Annotated in this window: 16 protein-coding genes; 3 read left to right on the plus strand and 13 right to left on the minus strand. The window is 31.9% G+C overall.

Going from position 1 to position 19,029, the window contains the following annotated elements; translation table 11 throughout:
* Window positions 1–342: 342 nt before the first annotated feature.
* Window positions 343–3,030 carry a RecB-like helicase gene (locus CQA57_RS04765; protein WP_115579090.1) on the minus strand — a complete coding sequence of 896 codons (2,688 nt, stop codon included), beginning with the start codon at window positions 3,028–3,030 and terminating at the stop codon, window positions 343–345.
* Between the two features lie 105 nt (window positions 3,031–3,135).
* Here CQA57_RS04765 and CQA57_RS04770 point away from each other — a divergent pair, with 105 nt between their 5' ends.
* Window positions 3,136–3,924, plus strand: coding sequence for a hypothetical protein (locus CQA57_RS04770; protein ID WP_115579091.1), 789 nt, complete (start codon window positions 3,136–3,138; stop codon window positions 3,922–3,924).
* Here CQA57_RS04770 and CQA57_RS04775 read toward each other — a convergent pair.
* The 10 genes from CQA57_RS04775 to CQA57_RS04820 form a co-directional block, all read right to left on the minus strand.
* Window positions 3,921–4,385, minus strand: coding sequence for a phosphatidylglycerophosphatase A family protein (locus tag CQA57_RS04775; protein WP_115579092.1), 465 nt, complete (start codon window positions 4,383–4,385; stop codon window positions 3,921–3,923). The two genes, CQA57_RS04770 and CQA57_RS04775, sit on opposite strands and share 4 nt — an antisense overlap.
* 8 nt (window positions 4,386–4,393) lie before the next feature.
* Window positions 4,394–5,566, minus strand: coding sequence for a sulfate adenylyltransferase (locus CQA57_RS04780; RefSeq protein ID WP_245941860.1), 1,173 nt, complete (start codon window positions 5,564–5,566; stop codon window positions 4,394–4,396).
* Entirely contained in the window at window positions 5,544–6,431 is an 888-nt protein-coding gene (locus CQA57_RS04785) for a response regulator (RefSeq protein WP_115579093.1), read from the minus strand. The genes CQA57_RS04780 and CQA57_RS04785 overlap by 23 nt, the downstream gene beginning before the upstream one ends.
* Window positions 6,431–7,573, minus strand: coding sequence for a bifunctional 2-C-methyl-D-erythritol 4-phosphate cytidylyltransferase/2-C-methyl-D-erythritol 2,4-cyclodiphosphate synthase (locus CQA57_RS04790; protein ID WP_170126824.1), 1,143 nt, complete (start codon window positions 7,571–7,573; stop codon window positions 6,431–6,433). The genes CQA57_RS04785 and CQA57_RS04790 overlap by 1 nt, the downstream gene beginning before the upstream one ends.
* A 72-nt stretch (window positions 7,574–7,645) precedes the next feature.
* The gene (locus tag CQA57_RS04795) at window positions 7,646–7,900 is read right to left on the minus strand and encodes a winged helix-turn-helix domain-containing protein (RefSeq protein WP_115579095.1); all 255 of its coding nucleotides are present in this window, start codon (window positions 7,898–7,900) and stop codon (window positions 7,646–7,648) included.
* A gap of 117 nt (window positions 7,901–8,017) precedes the next feature.
* A complete protein-coding gene (locus CQA57_RS04800) occupies window positions 8,018–10,627 on the minus strand; it encodes an HD domain-containing phosphohydrolase (protein ID WP_115579096.1) in 2,610 nt (869 codons plus the stop codon).
* Between the two features lie 3 nt (window positions 10,628–10,630).
* Window positions 10,631–11,851 carry an ATP-binding protein gene (locus tag CQA57_RS04805; protein ID WP_115579097.1) on the minus strand — a complete coding sequence of 407 codons (1,221 nt, stop codon included), beginning with the start codon at window positions 11,849–11,851 and terminating at the stop codon, window positions 10,631–10,633.
* Window positions 11,842–12,507, minus strand: coding sequence for a response regulator transcription factor (locus CQA57_RS04810; protein WP_115579098.1), 666 nt, complete (start codon window positions 12,505–12,507; stop codon window positions 11,842–11,844). The genes CQA57_RS04805 and CQA57_RS04810 overlap by 10 nt, the downstream gene beginning before the upstream one ends.
* 71 nt (window positions 12,508–12,578) lie before the next feature.
* The gene (locus CQA57_RS04815; protein WP_115579099.1) at window positions 12,579–13,268 is read right to left on the minus strand and encodes a potassium channel family protein; all 690 of its coding nucleotides are present in this window, start codon (window positions 13,266–13,268) and stop codon (window positions 12,579–12,581) included.
* A 16-nt stretch (window positions 13,269–13,284) separates the two neighbouring features.
* Window positions 13,285–14,637, minus strand: a complete 1,353-nt coding sequence (locus tag CQA57_RS04820) for a potassium transporter TrkG (RefSeq protein ID WP_115579100.1) — start codon at window positions 14,635–14,637, stop codon at window positions 13,285–13,287.
* Window positions 14,638–14,777: 140 nt separating this feature from the next.
* On the opposite strand from CQA57_RS04820, the gene CQA57_RS04825 reads away from it, so the two are divergent.
* Entirely contained in the window at window positions 14,778–15,611 is an 834-nt protein-coding gene (locus CQA57_RS04825; RefSeq protein WP_115579101.1) for a flagellar hook-basal body protein, read from the plus strand.
* Here CQA57_RS04825 and CQA57_RS04830 read toward each other — a convergent pair.
* The gene (locus tag CQA57_RS04830) at window positions 15,608–16,504 is read right to left on the minus strand and encodes a tetraacyldisaccharide 4'-kinase (protein ID WP_115579102.1); all 897 of its coding nucleotides are present in this window, start codon (window positions 16,502–16,504) and stop codon (window positions 15,608–15,610) included. The two genes, CQA57_RS04825 and CQA57_RS04830, sit on opposite strands and share 4 nt — an antisense overlap.
* 2 nt (window positions 16,505–16,506) lie before the next feature.
* Entirely contained in the window at window positions 16,507–17,292 is a 786-nt protein-coding gene (locus CQA57_RS04835) for an NAD+ synthase (protein WP_407918734.1), read from the minus strand.
* A gap of 155 nt (window positions 17,293–17,447) precedes the next feature.
* Here CQA57_RS04835 and CQA57_RS04840 point away from each other — a divergent pair, with 155 nt between their 5' ends.
* Window positions 17,448–19,010 carry a flagellin A gene (locus tag CQA57_RS04840; RefSeq protein ID WP_115579103.1) on the plus strand — a complete coding sequence of 521 codons (1,563 nt, stop codon included), beginning with the start codon at window positions 17,448–17,450 and terminating at the stop codon, window positions 19,008–19,010.
* Window positions 19,011–19,029 lie beyond the last annotated feature (19 nt).

Genomic DNA, 19,029 nt, shown 5'->3' on the forward strand with positions numbered 1-19,029 from the left:
AGAAGTATGAAGAATAATAATTAAAAAAGAAATTAAAAGTATTAATTAAAAGTATTAAAAAGTATTTTTAATTAAAACTAAGCAGAAGAAGAAAACAAACAAAGATTTTTCCTTCTCCTGCCACCACTTAAACATTTTTATATTTTTTATTTTATTTTTTACTTTTCACTTTATAATTTTTTTGTTTTAAACAAACTAAAACAAAAAGAAATAAAACAATACTTTAAGCTTTAAAGATAAAAGAGAAATAATAAAACTCTTTAATCTTAAAATCAAATCTTAAAGTTTTATAACAAAACTCCTTAGTTTAAGTGGTGGTTGGAGAGGGAAAGAGTGGAGATTTTAAATTAAATTTACTTCTTGAATATGGACTTTATCCCATAGATAGACAAGATAACCTTTTATTGTTTTGTCATAAAAAAAGTTTTTAGCAAAATTTAAATATTGTTGCACTTGAGTTTGATGTTCTATTTTTTGAGCACCACTTTTATAATCTAAAATAATAATTTCTTTATCCCCTTTTAATAGCATATCAATGCGATATAAATGTAGTTCTTGTAAGAATGCTATTTCGCAATAGCTTTTTTTTGATTGTAAGATTTGTAAAAATGTTTCTTCTTGTTTGAGATTTTCTATCCTTGATAAAATAGTTTCAATACTTGCTGTTTCTAATGAAAAACCATAGAGATTCAAGAGTTTTTCTCTGAGGGCTTTTTGAGTGAAGCAAAATCCAAAGGTATATTCTAGGGCAAAGTGCATAGCTTCTCCAAAAAGAATATCTTGGTGATTAGTAATTTCTTTTTGAACAAGAAATCCTTCTTGCTTTCCATAATCTTTTTGCTCAAAAGGAAGTATAAGGCTTGTGTTGTATGATGTATTTGAGGTAGATGGTTGCAGGTTTCCAATCTCTGAAGGTTGTAAGTTTAATATTTCAAATGCACTGTCTTTATTTTTTTGAATGACAAAAAGTGATTTTTTTGCACGCGTAAAGGCTACATATAAGACATTTTTTTCTTCCTGTGCTAAGCGATTTTTTTCTTTTTGCAAGATTCTATCAAAGGTAGAATCAAAGAATTCTCTTTTGGATTGTCTATACCAGATTTTATTTGTATCAAAAATAAAGGGTTGGATATTTGGTGCTTTTTTGCCAAAACGATCGCAGATAATAATGTGGTCAAATTCCAATCCCTTGGATTTATGGATAGTCATTAGAGTAATGCCATTGATATTTTCTTTAATAGGATCCAGTTGTATTTTTTCGATTTCTTCTAGGAAAGTTTCTAGGTCATCGTATAAAAAACTAGCTTCTAGAAATTGCTGTGCGAATATATCGCATATTTTAAAGTGTTGCATTAGCTTATAGATATATGCGCACAAGGTGAGATTTGTTTCAAAAGCAGGGATTTCTAGCTCGCTTTCATAATCCAGTCCTAAAAGCTTAGTGATATTTTTTTTATAAAGAGGATTGTTGCTTTTTGTATAAAGCAAGCATTGTATGAGGATTTGTGGTTGTTTTCTCTTGGTAAGTTTGAGATTGGTTTCTGTGATAAAAGTGATATGCTTGAGGCGTGAGCTTAAAAAGCTTTTTAAATCTTCTAAGTCATCGTTTTTATAACATAAAATTGCAATGTCATTGGGATTGATATTTTTTTGTAACAAAAGCTCAATAGAATGCAATACCATTTCTTGCATTTCAGAAATATTTTCTAAGGGTTCATAGATTCTAATATAGCCTTCTTTATCCTCTTTTGGGCATAGCTGAGGGATATAATTTTGAAAAATAGATTGGAAGGTTTGATTGTTAAAATCTATAATGCGAGATTGACTACGATAGTTATGTGTAAGGTTTTCATCTTGAGTATATTGGCTAACAATGTCAAATATTGTGCTATCGCTTCCTCTAAAGCCATAAATACTTTGTTTGCTATCGCCTACAAAAAATAGACTGCGTTGCTCTATCCTGCCTTCACCAGATTTAATTTCTTCAATTAGTGGTAAGAGTATTTGATATTGTATTTGATTGGTATCTTGGAATTCATCGATAAGAATATGGCTGATTTTGTCATCAAGGCGAAAGTAAAAAAAATCCTTATGGATTTGTTGGGTTAAAATCTCATAGGCCTTTAGCGTGATGTCTGAAAAGTCAAGACTAAAATTTTTTTGATTTACAAGGAATCTTGCTTTTTTATAAAGTGGGACAAAATCTGCAATAATATTTAAGATATATTTTTCTTGTATATCAAAATAAATTTTTATTTTTTCTTTTAGAGAATCAAAATTTGCTTGATGGTTGAGTTTGAGTTTTTTGAAATAGAGATATTCATCACCATCAATAAGCCACTTTGGATTCTCTAATAATTCTTGAATACTTGTTGTTTTGATAGCATTTTTTGCCCTATCTGAAGCTTGAGGGTGTTTTAGGATATCTTCTTTAATACTTTGTGCGAGCTGTAAAATATCTTTGATAATTACAAATGATACTTCCTGTTTTTTTAAATCAAAGTCGTAATTGCTCATTATATTTAAAAAATCAAAAGAATTTCTTTTTTGCATTGTATAGAATCTTAGCAATGCCTCATAAGTTGTTTGTGAGAGGAGATTTAAAAAAGTTTCATCGATTTTTTCAGTATCTTGGGCCTTAATCTCATAATGATTACTCAATCCAACATACCAACAAAATTTTTTTACTATGGAATTAAAAAATGCATCAATGGTTGTAATTTTTGGAGTACTTGAGAGAAAATCCTCATAGATTTTTTGGGTTTGAGAAAGGAGAGATTCTTTGTTTAGGTGGTATTGTTCTTGTAGTTTTATAAAATAAATACTTTTTTCTTTTTCTTTGGCAATTTCTTCTAATGCTTTTGTAATTCTCTCTTGCATCTCCCCAGCAGCTTTTTTTGTAAATGTGAGCGCTAAGATCTCGCTAGCTTTTGCTCCATAAAAAAGCAGGCTTAGATAGCGTAAAGTGAGCGCAAAAGTTTTACCACTACCAGCTGAGGCTTTAAGGGTTAGTAATTGGTGTTGTTGCATAAAAAATAAATCCTAATTTTTGGTTAATATGTCTCATTTTTTGTCGATTTGGGGTTTGAGTTTTGTGTATAATTTTACACACAAAATCATAAAAAAGGAGAAAAAATGAAAAAGATAATTTATGGTTTTTTAGCATTATTGTTATTATTAGAGTTTTCTTTTGCTGCTCCAACAACAACAAGAAGCTCTAGTTCTAGCTCTAGGCAATTAGGTACTTTTACAAAAGGTTCTATCGTTGATGGAACTACTGGAACAGGCACTGCAAGAAGATGGTTTTTCTTCAATGAGGGTGCTGTGGGCTCTTCTTATACTTTCTTGGGAAAAGCAGAGTATCTCTCTGTAGATGTAGGATATAGTCTTTATCTCAGAAGTATAGAATCTGTTCTTGGTGGTATGAATATGATGTTTGGAACAGAAATTACTGCGCCAATTTTCTTGCAACCTATGAGAGGATCTAAGTCAAATATTTTAGATACACATGCTTATTTGGAAAGAACACAATTTGAAGGAATTGTTGGTGCTGGTGTACAACTTCCTTTGATGCTTGGGTTTGAATATAAAGGATTTTATTTCCTAGGATTTGGTGGATATACTTGGCTTTTCATGAAAGATACTTACCCATCAACTCAAAGAGGAGATTTCCCTACGATAAAAACACAATATGATGGTGTGATTTATGGTGGGGGTCTTGGATATAAGGTTAGCAATATTGTAAATCTTGGTTTTCGTTATACTGGAGGAAGTCTGACAAATAGAGGAGTACCTCAAACAGTGTTTGATGATGCTGCAATTAGAGAAAATTTAGATAAACATAGTATTACCAATGAAACAGGAAGACCTATTTATAGCATTCCTTATCACAGAATCAGTGTATTTATCTCTGTAATCTTCTAAAGAAAAAAATCTAGGATTTTTAGCACTATCAAGGTGCTAAATCCTGCAAAAATACCTGCTAGCGCATCATCAGCTACAACGCCAAGTCCGCCTTTTACTTTTTTATCAATCTTTCCTATGATAGATGGTTTTGTAATGTCAAAAATCCTAAAAAAAATGAAAGATAAAATAGCAACTTGAATATCAAAACCACCAATGCAAGCACCAATTCCCATTGCAAGCCACATACCTACAAGTTCATCAATCACAATTTCTTTAGGATCATGTATTTGATATTTTGCTTCATAGATATCAATTTGTTTTATCGCAATTATTCCAATGAGAATGGCTAATAAAATAATAGTTTCGCTTGAATAAAGCACAAAAGGAATTCCTAAGATTAGCGCTACGATACTGCCTATCGTTCCTGGTGCTTTTGGAGATTTTCCACTAAAAAAAAGTGTAAGAAATAAGTTTTGCATTCTTGCTCCTAATTTTTGATTTTATAAAGCTCTGTGAGTTTGGTGTAAAAATCCTCTTGTATATCTTCTGAGAAGATTCCATCAGAAGGCAAAATATTATAATAAATAGGCTTCATTATTTCTTCTCTTTGAGGTAAAAGTGTTTTGAGAATAAGAGCAGATACTTCTTTGCGCATTAAGATTGTGGGCGGAATAATACCTAGTTTAAAGAAATGCAAAAGAGCATTAGAATCATAGGTAATATGATGATGTTTGCCATGAGGGCAACTTTTGATATTGAGCAGGCATTGGCATTTTGTGCAATATACATATTCATCTAAAAGACTGATTTGTATATCAATGCCTTTAAGAGAATCTAAAATAGAATGTCTTGTTTGCTTATTGTAATAAAGTGATAACCCTGAGGTTTTTTGTCCTAAAACAATTTTTGTGCAACCATAATTTTTTGCTATGAGGGCATAGAGGATAATTTTATTATGACCTGCAAAGAGATATGTAGAATCTAGCGGAATGATGCAAATTTTTTCTTTTGCAAAAAAGTTATTTAAAACAAGCTCTAAGCTTTTTTTGCGCAGAGTAAAATCTAAAAAATCTTCCCTATGATGTCTTAATAAAAAGATTACAATCAAATCAGAGTGATTTAACTCATCTCTAAGTATCTTTTCATGCACTCTGTGTATAGGATTAGCATTGAAAATAATGCCTGTAATTTTTTTTGCATGAAGTGATTTTTTTTTCTCTTCTAAGAAGTTTTTATAGGAAGTAAGCGGGTATTCATTTAGCTCAAGTTTGCCAGTTACAGCATATTCTCCTATGCGCTTTGCAATATAGTTTTTTTCTTCTAAAACTGCGCCTATTTGTAAAAGTCTTTGTTGTGGATTGATAGGAAAGATATCATCAACGCAAATATTTCCTATGATTTTTTTATCGCATACTAAATCAATAATTTCATTTTTTTTAGAGCTGAGCAAAACTTCTTGATTTTTTTTTCCACTAGGGCTTAAGAGTAGGGGGCACGGATAAGAGCAATTTTTATACATTCCTGTTTGACTAATTTCTTGCATTTCTTCTTGATTCATTAAGGATACTACAGGATAGAGCAATCCTTCTTGCATCAAGGTGAGTGCGCTTAATGCTTCTTTATCAATATAGAGTTGTTTATTTTTTCTTGCTAATCCCATATTTTTTCCTTTTTTCCCACAGACTTTTTCTGCTAATTCCAAGTTTTCTTGCAAGCTCAACATCTGGGTATCTTTCTCCAAACTTTGTAATAATAGCTTGTTCATATTCTTTTATGGATAATATCTCCCCACCTAAATCCTGATTATTTACAATATGTGTAATATCTACAATTTGGGAAAAATTGATGGCATCATCAGAAATAATTGAGAGGATAAAATTGTATTTTGAAATACTTTCTAAAAGAATTTTCATTTCATTTTTTTTAAGTTCCTCTAGATTGGTGATGTAGTAATACTTTTCTTTTTGCGGGGGATTTTTAAGAATATTTTTCCATTCTTGATCTCTAAAACTCAAGATAATAAAATTGATGTTTTTATCTCTTGCGTATTTCATTGCATAGATATCGGCACTACGCTGAGAGTTGCTTTTGATAATAAAAGGAGGTTGGTATTGAGGGAGTGATGGGGTATTTAATTCTCTTTGAACAAAATTAAAATATGAGTTGTAGAAATTTATTTTTTCTAAAATTTCTTTATGGTATTTGTAATGCTCTATCTTTCTTAGTAATTCATCAATCATAAAAGGTTTTAAGATATAGTCGCTAGCACCGCTTCTTAAGGGTTTTGAGATAGTGTCATCACTGATGTAGGAAACTAGCATAATGATAATGGATTTTGAATTTTTCTGAATGAAATTTTCATAATGATCACCACAAGCACTTGAAGATAATAAAATGACTTCATAGTCTAGTGTGCCATTGTGTTCAATTGCTGGAATAATGTTGCAAATGTATCCAAAACTATTGAGTTTTGATGCAATGCTTTGTGCTAAATATGTTTCATTTTCAATAATTAAAACCCTCATTAAATAAACTCCTTCCAATCTAAAAATTTTAAAGTTGCATTAGCAATAACGCATATTCCCTCTTCTCTGCCGATAAATCCCATTTTTTCTGCAGTGGTGGCTTTGATATTGATGTGATTTTTTGGTAGATATAAGAGTTTAGAGAGATTTTGCGCTAAGGCTTCTTTATGGGGATTGATTTTTGGTATTTGGGCAAGAATGCTAATATCAAGATGCAAAATCTCATAGCCTACACTAGTGATAAAAGAGCGGATTTTCTCAAGTAGAGCCGTAGAATCTGCATTTTTAAACTCATCACTTGTATCAGGAAACCATTCTCCTATATCCCCACCACCCACAGCACCTAGTAGTGCATCAATAATTGCATGTAGTAAAACATCACCATCGCTATGAGCTTTAAATCCAAAATTTTTTGTGATTTCCAATCCACCAAGTTTCATTGGTTTGTTTTGTTTGAATTGATGGATGTCTATTCCGCTGCCAAAAAAAGTATGATTGCTTGCAGGTGGGAGGGAATCTAATAAAAATAAATCCTTTGGAGTAGTGAGTTTTTGCATTTTGTGACTTCCTTGCAAAAAACAAACCTTATATTTATTATCAAGCATTGCTGTGCTTTCATCTGTATAATCTTTTTTATTTAGAGCATCTCTTAGCTTTTGGGTATTTGATATTTGTGGAGTTTGAATAAGCTTGATATCAGAGCGATTAAGTGGATATTCTTTGTCTAATATTGTATCTACACAATCTAAGTAAGGAGCAGTGCAATCATAATCTTTATAAGATTCTAAAAGATTTTTGCAAACTTCTAAATCAAGATTGCATCGTGCCACATCCGTGACAAAAACAAAATCACTTTTTACTTGCTTTAGGATATTGCGTAATGTTTGTGCACGACTCTCTCCACCAGCAACAACTATTTCATCTGTACAAAATTTTTGCATATAAGTAACTTCAGAGCAGTTTGCACCAATAATAATTTCATCAAAGGGATAAATTTTTTTGAGATTTAATAAAACTTTTTGCCAAAGTGGTGTATCGTGGATTCTTAACCACTGCTTTTTGATTTGTTTGTTTGGAGGTAGAGTTTGGTTAAAACGCGTTGAAGAGCCAGCAGCCATTAAAACTAAACATAAAGTTTGCATTCCCATCCTTATTAAAAAATGTTACAAAATTATACAGTTTTTTGATGGATATGGAAATTCTTAAAAGAGGAATTATGAGAGTTTTTTTTGTAAAGTTTGTATATTTTCTCTTAAATCTGTGAGGTTTTCAAAATTTTTTAGATTGTCTTCAAGATTATGAATAAAACCTTGCAAGAGATCAAAAGTTTCTATAAGTTCCTTTCCATAATCACTTATTTTACTCCCGCCACCATTTTTTCCACCTGTGGCAGTCTGCACAACTATTGTAGGAGAGTGTTGATTGATATTTTGGATATCATCCCAAGCCGCCTTATAACTCATTTTCATTTTTTTTTGCTGCTTGAGATAGAGAGCCTGTCTCATGAATATATTTCAATAATTGTATTTTTCCTCTACCAAGGTAATTGCATGTATCCTTTTTTATCCAAAAGTTCAAGTAGATTTTCATACTACATCTTGATATTTTTTACTAATTTCTAAAAATTGATCAATATTGTCTAAAAATAAATCCACAAGTTCTGGTTGGAATTGTTTTCCTCTTAAGGATTTGATATGTTCTAATACATCAGGGAGGGGCCATGCTTTTTTATAGCATCTATCATTACTGAGTGCATCAAAAACATCAGCAATGGTGGTGATTCTGCCAAAAAGTGGAATATCCTCACCACTTAATTGGTTAGGGTATCCGCTACCATTCCACCATTCATGGTGTGTTCCTGCAATGTCCCCAGCAGTTCTTAAGATAAGTCTATCAGAGTTTTTAAAGATGTCTTGTCCAATTGTTGTGTGGGTTTTCATAATTTCAAACTCTTCAGGAGTAAGTTTTCCGGGTTTATTGAGGATAGAATCAGCAATACCAACTTTTCCAATGTCATGCATTGGCGATGCAATGCGTAAAAGTTCTTGTTCTTCTTTTGAACAACCATAGAGTTTTGCAAGTAGAGCAGAGTATTCTGCTACTCTTATGATGTGATTACCCGTTTCTCTGCTTTTGCCTTCACATATAGTTCCCATTGCATAGATTACATCTTTTTGAATGGTTTCAATTTCTTTGATATTTTCGATGATTTGGGTGATGTCAAATCCTACTGCCATAATCTCGATAGGAATCTCATTGGGATCTTTGATAAAGTAGCCAGCACTTTTGACATAGACTTTTTTGCCATCAGGTCGTGTGTATTCTAGTATGCCATGATAGCTACCCTTTTGCATTAAATCTTTTTGGACATTTTCAAATTGCCATTTTTCATCCTCTTGGATAAATTCATAAACATTTCTACCTATAATATTTTCAAGTTTTAATCCTGTAATTTTAAGGAAAATTTCATTGGCATAAGTGAAGTTTTTGTTTAGATCTAAACGGAATAAACTTTGATTTTTGTCAATGATATTATTATATTGTTCTAATAGGTAGCGTTTTGTTTCAATAGATTTTTTAAGCAAATGGGTGTCATTTCTTAATGAAATAAGCTCTAATTCATCTTCAGTGTCATCAAGTTCGCCGATAACATAGTTTGTCACCTCACCCTTTTCATTTAAGATGGCTTTAACAGCAAGTTTTACATAGTAGGCAGTTCCATCTTTTTTTGTTTGTCTAAGTTTTCCTACCCATTCTCTTTTTTCATAAAGGACAGGGAGAATATCGCTAATAACTTGATTTTTTTGCTCTTCGTCTAAAAATTCAAGACAATTTTTGCCAAGGAGTTCTTCTTGCGTATAGAGAGATTTTTCACTCATTTTTTCATTGGTGTAGAGAATATTTAAATTTTCATCAGTAAAAATATGTAACATTGTCCCATCAACTAATTGCTGATAGGCTTCAAATTTATTTGCAAGTTGGAGAATTTCTTGATTTGTAGCTCTCATTAGATGGGACATTGTATCAACAGTGAGAGATCTTGCATCAAGTTTTATCTCTTTTGTAGATTGCAGTGTCTCATTTGAAAATTCTGGTTTTTCTTCTACAAGAGAGACAAAGGTATTAGTAAGTCCTAAAAACATACCTTGATCTTTTGAGCAATAAGCTTCGCCTGAGGTGAAAAAACCAGCAGAAGGAATGTTATCAAAACTATGGAGTAAATCTGAGAGATTGTTTTTGCCAAGAAACATCATACGGGCAACACAAGAATAAAAATAGATTCCTTGTGTATTTGATGGAATTTTTGCTCTAACTTCCATTGTTTCTTTTTGGATATTTTCTAGCAAGCCAAAGGCAAAATTTACTTTTGTGCCCTCAGGTAAAGCATCATTAAAAACCAATCTACCATCTTCTAGAATTTTATATATTACTCTTGCTAAGGGAATGCCATCTTTATAATAAACAAGAGGGAGGGTATAGTTGCTTGCTTCAAGGTTCTTAAAAATATGAGTGCCGAGGTATTTTTTGTAAATATCTAGTGCTTTTTGGTGATTAATTTCTTCAACAATATTATTTTGTGATTTGGTAATTGTCATACTTAGACCAATTTTTTCCCAACCAAAAATATAATTATTTTGCACATATAAAACATCAGAATCAATGCTTGCACAAACTAAGCCCTCCAAGTAAATACCATCTTTATCCCCAACTAATCCAGTGTGTCCTGAATAAAGCCAAGATCTACCACCGCATATTATGACATGGGGCATATCTCTTCTTAGGGTTCCAAGAATATCTTCATGATCAAAGCTACCACAAGCAACAAAAAGAATTAAAAGTTTTGTTTTTGGCGTAACAATTTGTTGTATTTGTTTGGATACTTGATTTGCATTTAGTGTGGCAGGGCAGTATGTGGATTTTATATTAGAATGTTCAAAACAACTAACACTAATGAGAATTTTTGAGTTAAGAATTTTTGTGTGTGAAATATTTTCTTTAGCACTTTGTGTTAATAAAACTTCGCAATGAAGCTCTTTATTAAAGAAATTTACCAAGTCTTGAGCAATTTCTTTGTCAATGATTCCCATAAAAATTTGTATAAAGTATTTTTCTTGAGTTTGTTTAGTGATTTTGTTTTTCTCTAAATCTTGTTTTAGTTGTATAAAGTCATCAAAGATAATATTTACAATTCTCATTTACTACTCCTTTGATTGAAGATTGACTATAAAGTGATGATAACCATCTTGATATTTATATTCAAAACTTAATTTTAAAATTTTAATAATTTCACTAATAATGGATAAGCCAAGCCCATGTCCTAAAATAGCATGATGTCTATCATCTCTATAAAAAGGTTCGAGATAATAACTAATATCGTATTTTAATGGCTCACCTTTATTTTTAAATGTCAATAAGTGCTTGTAACATTCGATATAAATTTTACCATCTGCTGCATATTTTAATCCATTATCAATAAGATTCTTTATCACAACAACAAGCAATCTTAAATCATTTTTAATAAGGTAATTTTCTTTTATATTAAAGATGATTTTTTCTTGTTCATCTTCAAAGCCATTGAGTGCTTCTAGTAAGAGTGTTTCACTCAAGAAATTGTTTTGCTCTAATATTAGATTCCCACTATTTATACGCTCAAGCTCTAGAATATTTTCGGATATTTTTTGTAACTCATTGACATACTTTTGCATTTTGATATCATCTTCATTTTTTGGCTCTTTGAGTGCTAAGAAAAGTTTCATTTTTGCAAGAGGTGTTTTTAATTCATGTCCTAAGCTTCTTAAAATAAGCTCTCTACCTTTTAGAATTTTTGCAATAATATCTTTAGCTTTTTTGAAAGTTTCTACTAAATCACCTATTTCATCTTGTCTATCATTTTGTATTTCAAAGTCATGATTCCCACGTGCAACCTCTTCGACACCATCTCGTATTTTGCTAAGTGTATTGAGCGCAGAAAAAAAGATGCCTACCAAAAGTGTTAAAATGAGAAATACAGGCAAGATAAATAATTGCAAACCATATTTATCCCAAAAACTTAGGTAGTTATTTTTGATGACAATAAGACTGTTGTTATGATAGTAGATTAGGGCTCCTGTATATCTTTTATTTTCAAAGATTTTAACTTTTATATCTTTATTTTCTTTGTGATAAATGACATCAATTTTTTCTGGAACTTGTGGGACAATTTGATAGTTGAATTTTTCTGCAAAAGCTTGAATGGATTGCATATCTCCATTTTCATAGCTTGGCATAATGGTATCAATAAACAAAAAAGTTTCATCTTTGAGATATTCGCTTTGTCTATCTAAAACAAGCCTATTTACTTTCATTGCAATTACAAAAAGAAAAATACTTGCAAATAGAAAGGCAAGTATGACCTGAACTTTTATGCTTTTTATAAACAAAATTTATATCCTATGGCCCAAACAGATTGGATGAATTTTGGTTCTTTTGCAGAATCTCCAAGCTTAGCCCTTAGATTTCTAACATGCGTATCAATACTTCTAAGAGAGCTTTCTTCGTGTATAGCGTTGATGGAGTGTGCAATTGCTTCCCTTGATACTGGATGCAGGCGATTTTCTATAAGAAAAATAAGGATATCAAACTCTGTATTTGTCAGATCAATATTTTTGCCATTAATCAAAGCTTCTCGCTTTGAAACATTGATTGAGAGATTGTCAAAAACCATCTCTTTTGGTTTAAATCTTCTTAGCATTGCATTGATTCTGGCAATAAGTTCGACTGGCTCATAGGGTTTTGCAAGATAGTCATCTGCTCCTTGCTCAAACCCTTGTATTTTATTGTAGATATCACCTCTAGCAGTAGAGATGATAATAGGAGTGCTAGAAAAAGTTCTAATTCTTTTGCAAAGTTCAAAACCATCCATTTCTGGTAGAGTAAGATCAAGAATAATAAGATCAATATTTTTTTGTTGGGTTAAAATCTCCAATGATTCTATAGGAGAAGCTGTTGCAACTACTTCAAAACCAGCTTGTCGTAGATATGTTACAATTAGTCCTTGCATCTCCAAATCATCTTCTACTAGCAATAGTTTTGCCATTTATTCACCTCTTTATTTATAGCTTTTATCCAATGAGTATTTTACCATAAAGTAAAAAGTGGGTTTTGTGCTTAAAGATTCTCAAATTTTTTTACATAAAAATCTATGGCCTTTTCATTGCCAAGGAAAACAATAAAATCTTCATTAAAAACCTCAAGTTCTAGACTAAAATCCATCAACCAGTTTTCATTTCTTTTAACAGCAACAATTTTGATTTCTTGAATAATATTGCCACTTTCATCTTTTTTAATACTAGATTCTTGAATTTCTCCAATGGTTCTTTTTCCAAAAATATCACTAGCCAAAACTTTACACATTTTGAGATTTTCACTAATTACATTTACATCAACTTTTGAAGCAATGAGTTCTACAAATAGTCTATTTGCTGCTTCTCTTTCTGGGTAAATCACTTTATCTGCTCCAATTTTTGAGAGGATTTGCCCATGAGTTTTGCTTGTGGCTTTTGCAATAATCATTTTATTGCCTAGCTCTTTTAATGCCATAACTGTTAAGATGGAAGCTTCAATATTTTCTCCAATACTTACAATTACTACATCAAGCTCACTGATACCCGCTTCTTTTAATGCGACAATGTCTGTAGAATCTAGCATATAGAGATTTTCTACATCCTCTCTAAAATCCCTAAAATTTTCTTGTGAATTATCGCAGACAATGACGCTTTCACCTTGATCTACTAGACTTCTTGTGATATATGAACCAAACTTACCAAGACCAATTACTCCAAAAGTTTTTTTTACCAAGCTTTACTCCTTTTATTTATAAGATTACTTTTTCTGTAGGGTATTGAATCCTGCTAACCTTAGATTTTCCAAATAAAGCTAGAGTAAATACCATAACTCCGATTTTCCCTAAAATCATCGCCACAATAATAAGCATTTTCCCAGCCTCATTGAAATTTGCACTTAGCGATAAAATACCTCCATCTCCTGTTGAAATGCCCACATTTGAAAAGGCTGCATTTACCTCAAAAACAAGCGGGAAAAAATCCAAATTTGCCTCTACAAGAGCGAGCAAAAGTGAAATAAGGATAAAGTAAAAACTAGAAATTAGGAAAATCATCAATGCTTTTTGGACGGTATCTTGCAGGATAGAGCGATTAAATAAACTTGGTTGGCTATTGTTTAAGATGGAGCGACAAAAGGCAAATAAAACAGCAACTGTTGTGACCTTAATCCCTGTAGCAGTTCCTCCTGGAGCCCCCCCAATTAGCATAAAAATAGCAGAGAAAAAGAGTGTGGAATCTTTAAGATTGGAAATATCATAAGTGACAAATCCAGCAGAGCGGTAATTTATTGAAGTAAAAAGTGCGGTTATAATCTTTTCAAAGAAACCAAAGCTACCAAAAGTTTCTGGATTATTCCATTCCAAAATAAGAATGATAATAGCACCAAGCAAAATAAGTGTTAAGGTTACATGAAATACAATTTTAAAATGAAGAGAAAAATGAAACATTTTTTGTTTTTTTTGTGGATACATCTTATATTTTGCAAAAAAATGTAATTCTACTAAACATATATATCCCAATCCTCCAAGAATTACAAGAGTGCATACAACAATATTGACTAAAATATCAGTTCTAAAATCCATTAAACTATCAGGAAAAATTGAAAAGCCAGCATTATTAAAGGCTGCGACAGCATGGAAAATACCATACCATAATCCATCTTTTAATCCAAAACGCATACAAAAATCTAGACTTAAAAATAAAGCACCAATAGATTCGATAATCAAAACATAGATGAGAATCTTTTTAATAAATTCCATAAGATTGTCATAACTTGAGTAATTAAGTGCTTCTTTTAGCATATTTTTTTCTGCACTTCCTAATCTTTTTCTTAATAAAACGTAGATAAGCCCTAGCATTGTCATATAGCCAAAACCACCAAGCTGAATCAAAAAAAGCAAAATCCCATGACCTATTGGCGTAAAATCTAGAGCTGTATCTTTGATGATAAGTCCTGTGCATGCTAATGCAGAAATGGAAGTAAAAAAAGCATCAATGAAAGAAAGTTCTGTTGTATGTGCAAAAGGCAGAGATAGAAACATTGCTGCAATAAGGGCAATGCCAATATAAGAGAGTAGCAAAAACTTAATACTTTTTAAATTCATAGTACTTTGTTTTTCCTTAGTTTTAGAACTTTCATAGTTAGAAAAATCGCAATCATAGCATAAAAATCAGTAAGTGCTATATCTAAACTTTGGAATATATTTTGCTTGCTCTTTATAAGTTTATTTTCTAAGGATGGAATATGCAAAATGGTTATTATAATGCCGTAGGTGGTATGGTAACACAGTTTAATCGTCTTGATATGATTTCAAATAATCTTGCTAATCTCAATACTAATGCTTTTAAGAGAGATGATGTGATTATTGGAGATTATATGCGTCTGCATGAATCCTATCAGCATCAATTGCCTTTAAAAAACCACACTAAAGAAGCTGCAAAATTTGTTAATAGGGCATTGGATCGTGTGCCTATTATTTCAGAATCTTATAGCGATAGCGGGCTTGGTGCTATGATGGAGACACAAAATGCTTTAGATTTTGCATTGACTAAGGAGAATTTATTTTTTGCCATAAAAACACCAAATGGAATCTTTTATACAAGAGATGGTTCATTTGTAGTCGGAGATGATGGAATGCTAAGCACAAAAGATGGATTTCAGGTCTTAAGTAGAGTGGGGTTAGAAAATGGAGAGGGAATTGCTCTTCCTGCTGGTAGTGAGATTGAAGTGGATAAGAATGGAAATGTCTATGTAAGAAATACTGATAATGAGGAAGTTGGTAATAGTGAGGCTCTCAACGCTATTGCAATAGTAGGTTTTATAAATCCAAAATATCTTAAAAAAGAAGGAAAAAATCTCTATAGTTATCCTCAAGATAAAATAAACGATCGTTTAAACTTGGCAAATACACAAGCCCTGCAACAAAGTTTTTTAGAAAAAAGCAATGTAAATGCAGTTATAGAAATGACAAATTTGATTGAGACTAACAGGCTTGTAGATATGTATTCAAAAGTATTAAAAACACATATGGATGAGTTAAATACAGATGCGATTACTAAGCTTGCAGTGCGTGCTTAGTTTGCAATGTAGTTTTGTATTGCTTTGATAATTTGAGGTTTAATATTTAGTTTTAAGTCAAGAATGCTTAGAGGTAATTGAAAATTTTGCATCTTTACTGCATCTTTTTGAGTAACAAGAAGAGAGGTTGCATTGTGTTCTTGCATTTTTTCTTTAAGAAAATCTAAATCAAAATTACTATGATCAGGAAGTGTGATTTTACCAACAATATCTGGTAGAAATTGATCAAGTCTTGATGGATTTGCAATGGCGGTTACAAGAAGCATTCTTTCTGTTGGCTCTAAAACTTTTACCTCGCGTGTATAATCAGTCCCCTCTTGTATCAGTAAATCAGCAGTTTTGTATAGATAAGGATTTTCCCTATAGATTCCACTGGGGATACAGAAATTAAAATAGGGTTGCAATTGAGGTTTTAGTAAGATATTAAGCTTTTTGAAATTAAATCTGAAGCCATCGTCTAAAAAAATAATTTTACATCCAAGTTTTTTAGCTTTTTCAATAGCCAAAGAGCGATTTTTACATACAATAACAGTAGCCTTAGGAAGTTTTTTTGCAATAAGATATGCCTCATCTCCAGCATTTTCTTGAGAAACTAGAATCTCCCCTTTTTGGCTTACAATTACAAGACCCTTTGATTTTCGTTTATATCCTCTAGAAATAATTGCAATGTCATCAAAAATTTTTGCACTCTCTATAATAAATGGAGTTTTTCCACTTCCTCCAGCAACAAGATTTCCAATGCTTATAATAGGAATATTAAAGTCTTTAAATGGGGATAATTTTCTTCTTATAATAGATGCAATGAGATAGAGGAAACTAAGAGGTAAAAGCAGTAATGCTAAGATTTTTTGCATAAAATTTGGTTTGTAAAAAAAACTATCAATAAAACGCATTGTTAGACCTCAAAAAGTAATGGAGCTTGACTTTTAAAAAGATTTTTCTTGATTCTTGTGATGATGGCTTGTGTCATTTTTAAATCAAAACCTTGTTGCGTGAAATTATCTAAAGAATCTGTTGGTAAAAGTTCTAAAGAAGGGTATGTATTAGTAATATATTCTAATAAAGGATCAATAAGTGCATAGCTATAGCCTAGCTCCGCTTCATCACTCTGATTGGGATATAAATCTGCGCTAGGGGCTTTTTGAATAATGTTTGATGGTATATTTAGAAGTTTAGCAATTTGAAAAATTTGCGTTTTAAAAAATGGTGCGATGGGATTGAGTGCACAAGCAAGATCACCAAAGATGGTTCCATATCCAAGCATAAGTTCACTTTTATTAGAAGTGCCAATTACAATTGCATTGTATTTTTGAGAGAGGTCATAAAGAAGCGTCATGCGAATTCTTGCATAAAAATTTCCCAGTCGTAATGCATCAGGATTTTCTTGCATAAAAATTTCCTCATAAGGTGCAATAGAATGTATTTCATAAGGTATGTTAAATTCTTCACACAAATGTTTTGCATCAAGAAAATTTGATAAGTTTGAATTTTTTGAGGGCATACATATAGCAAGTATATTTTCTTTGAGAATTTTTTGACACAAGAGAGCTACAACAGCACTATCAATCCCACCACTAAGGCCAAATATAACCTTTTGAAACCCTTTTTGTTTAAGAGAATTGGAGATAAAAGTAAGAATTTTTTCAAGATCTTTTGTGGTGATTTTTTGATTTAATGGGATGCTCAAGATACCATCCTTGCAAGTTTTGGCGAATTTTATCAAAAAAATATCAAGAAAATAAGAAAAAAGATTAAAGAAAAAAATAAAAACAACGATTTAGTTTTTGACCAAAATGCAAGGACGCTTTTGGATTTATAACATTAAAGGAGTAACAAATGGCTTTTCAAGTCAATACAAACATTAATGCGATGAATGCGCATGCACAGTCAGCTTTGACACAATCTAAATTAAAGAATTCACTTGAGAAATTAAGTTCAGGTCTTAGAATCAACAAGGCAGCAGATGATGCTTCTGGTATGACAATTGCAGACACTTTGCGTTCTCAAGCAAATGCTTTAGGTCAAGCTATTAGCAATACAAATGAAGGTATGGGGATTATCCAAATTGCTGATAAGGCTATGGATGAGCAATTAAAGATTCTTGATACTATTAAAGTAAAAGCTACACAAGCTGCACAAGATGGTCAATCTACAGAATCAAGAAAGGCTATCCAATCAGACATTATTAGACTTATTCAAGGTTTGGATAATATTGGTAATACAACATCTTATAACGGTCAAGCATTGCTTTCTGGTCAATGGACTAATAAAGAATTCCAAGTTGGTGCTTATTCAAACCAAAGTATTAAGGCATCTATTGGTGCTACAACATCTGATAAGATTGGTCAAGTTAAAATCAATACAGGTTCTTTGATTACTGCTTCTGGTGAAGTTTCTTTGACTTTCAAACAAGTTAATGGAAATGCTGATGTGAAGTTAGAGAGTGTAAAAATTTCTACTTCTGCTGGAACTGGTATTGGTGCTTTGGCTGAAATCATCAATAAAAATAGCAGCAAAACTGGTATTAGAGCTCAAGCAAATGTTATTACGACTTCTGATGCTGAGATTGCTTCTGGTTCATTAAATAACCTTACAATCAATGGTGTAATCATTGGTAATGTTGTAGATATCAAAAGAGGTGATACAGATGGTCGTTTGATTCAAGCAATCAACTCTGTAACTTCAGATACTGGTGTTGAGGCTTATACAGATTCAAATGGTCGTTTAAATCTTAGAAGTCTTGATGGTAGAGGTATTGTGATTAAGGCAGATGCACCACAACAAACACAGAGTGCTGGAGGCCAGGCTTCTATAGCTGCAATTACAACAGTTAATGGTGGTCAGGATATTACTGGCACTGATGGTTCTGTGAATTATGGTAGATTGTCATTAAGCAGACTTGATGCAAGAGATATTGTAGTTGTTTCTGCTGCTGATTCTACGACAGGTGGTTATTCTGCAATTGGTTTTGGTGCTGGAAAAGTAGCAACAGCAACTGTAAACCTTAGAGATGTTATGGGTGGTTTTGATGCTTCTGTAAAATCTGCTGCTGGTGCAAACTATAATGCAGTAATTGCTAGTGGAAATACTAGTCTTGGTGCTGGTGTAACTACTCTTAGAGGCGCGATGATTGTTATGGATATTGCAGAATCTGCTCAAAAAATGCTTGATAAGATTCGTGCAGATTTAGGTTCTGTTCAAAATCAAATGACTAGCACAGTAAATAACATCACTGTAACACAAGTGAATGTTAAAGCTGCTGAAAGTGGTATTAGAGATGTTGATTTCGCTGCAGAATCTGCTGACTTTAACAAATACAGTATCCTTGCTCAATCTGGAAGCTATGCAATGAGTCAAGCAAATGCTGTGCAACAAAATATCCTTAGACTTTTAAGCTAAGTTTATTTTCCCCTTTTTG

Origin of the sequence: Helicobacter anseris (assembly GCF_003364335.1) — a bacterium.
GTDB classification, from domain to species: Bacteria; Campylobacterota; Campylobacteria; order Campylobacterales; family Helicobacteraceae; genus Helicobacter_H; species Helicobacter_H anseris.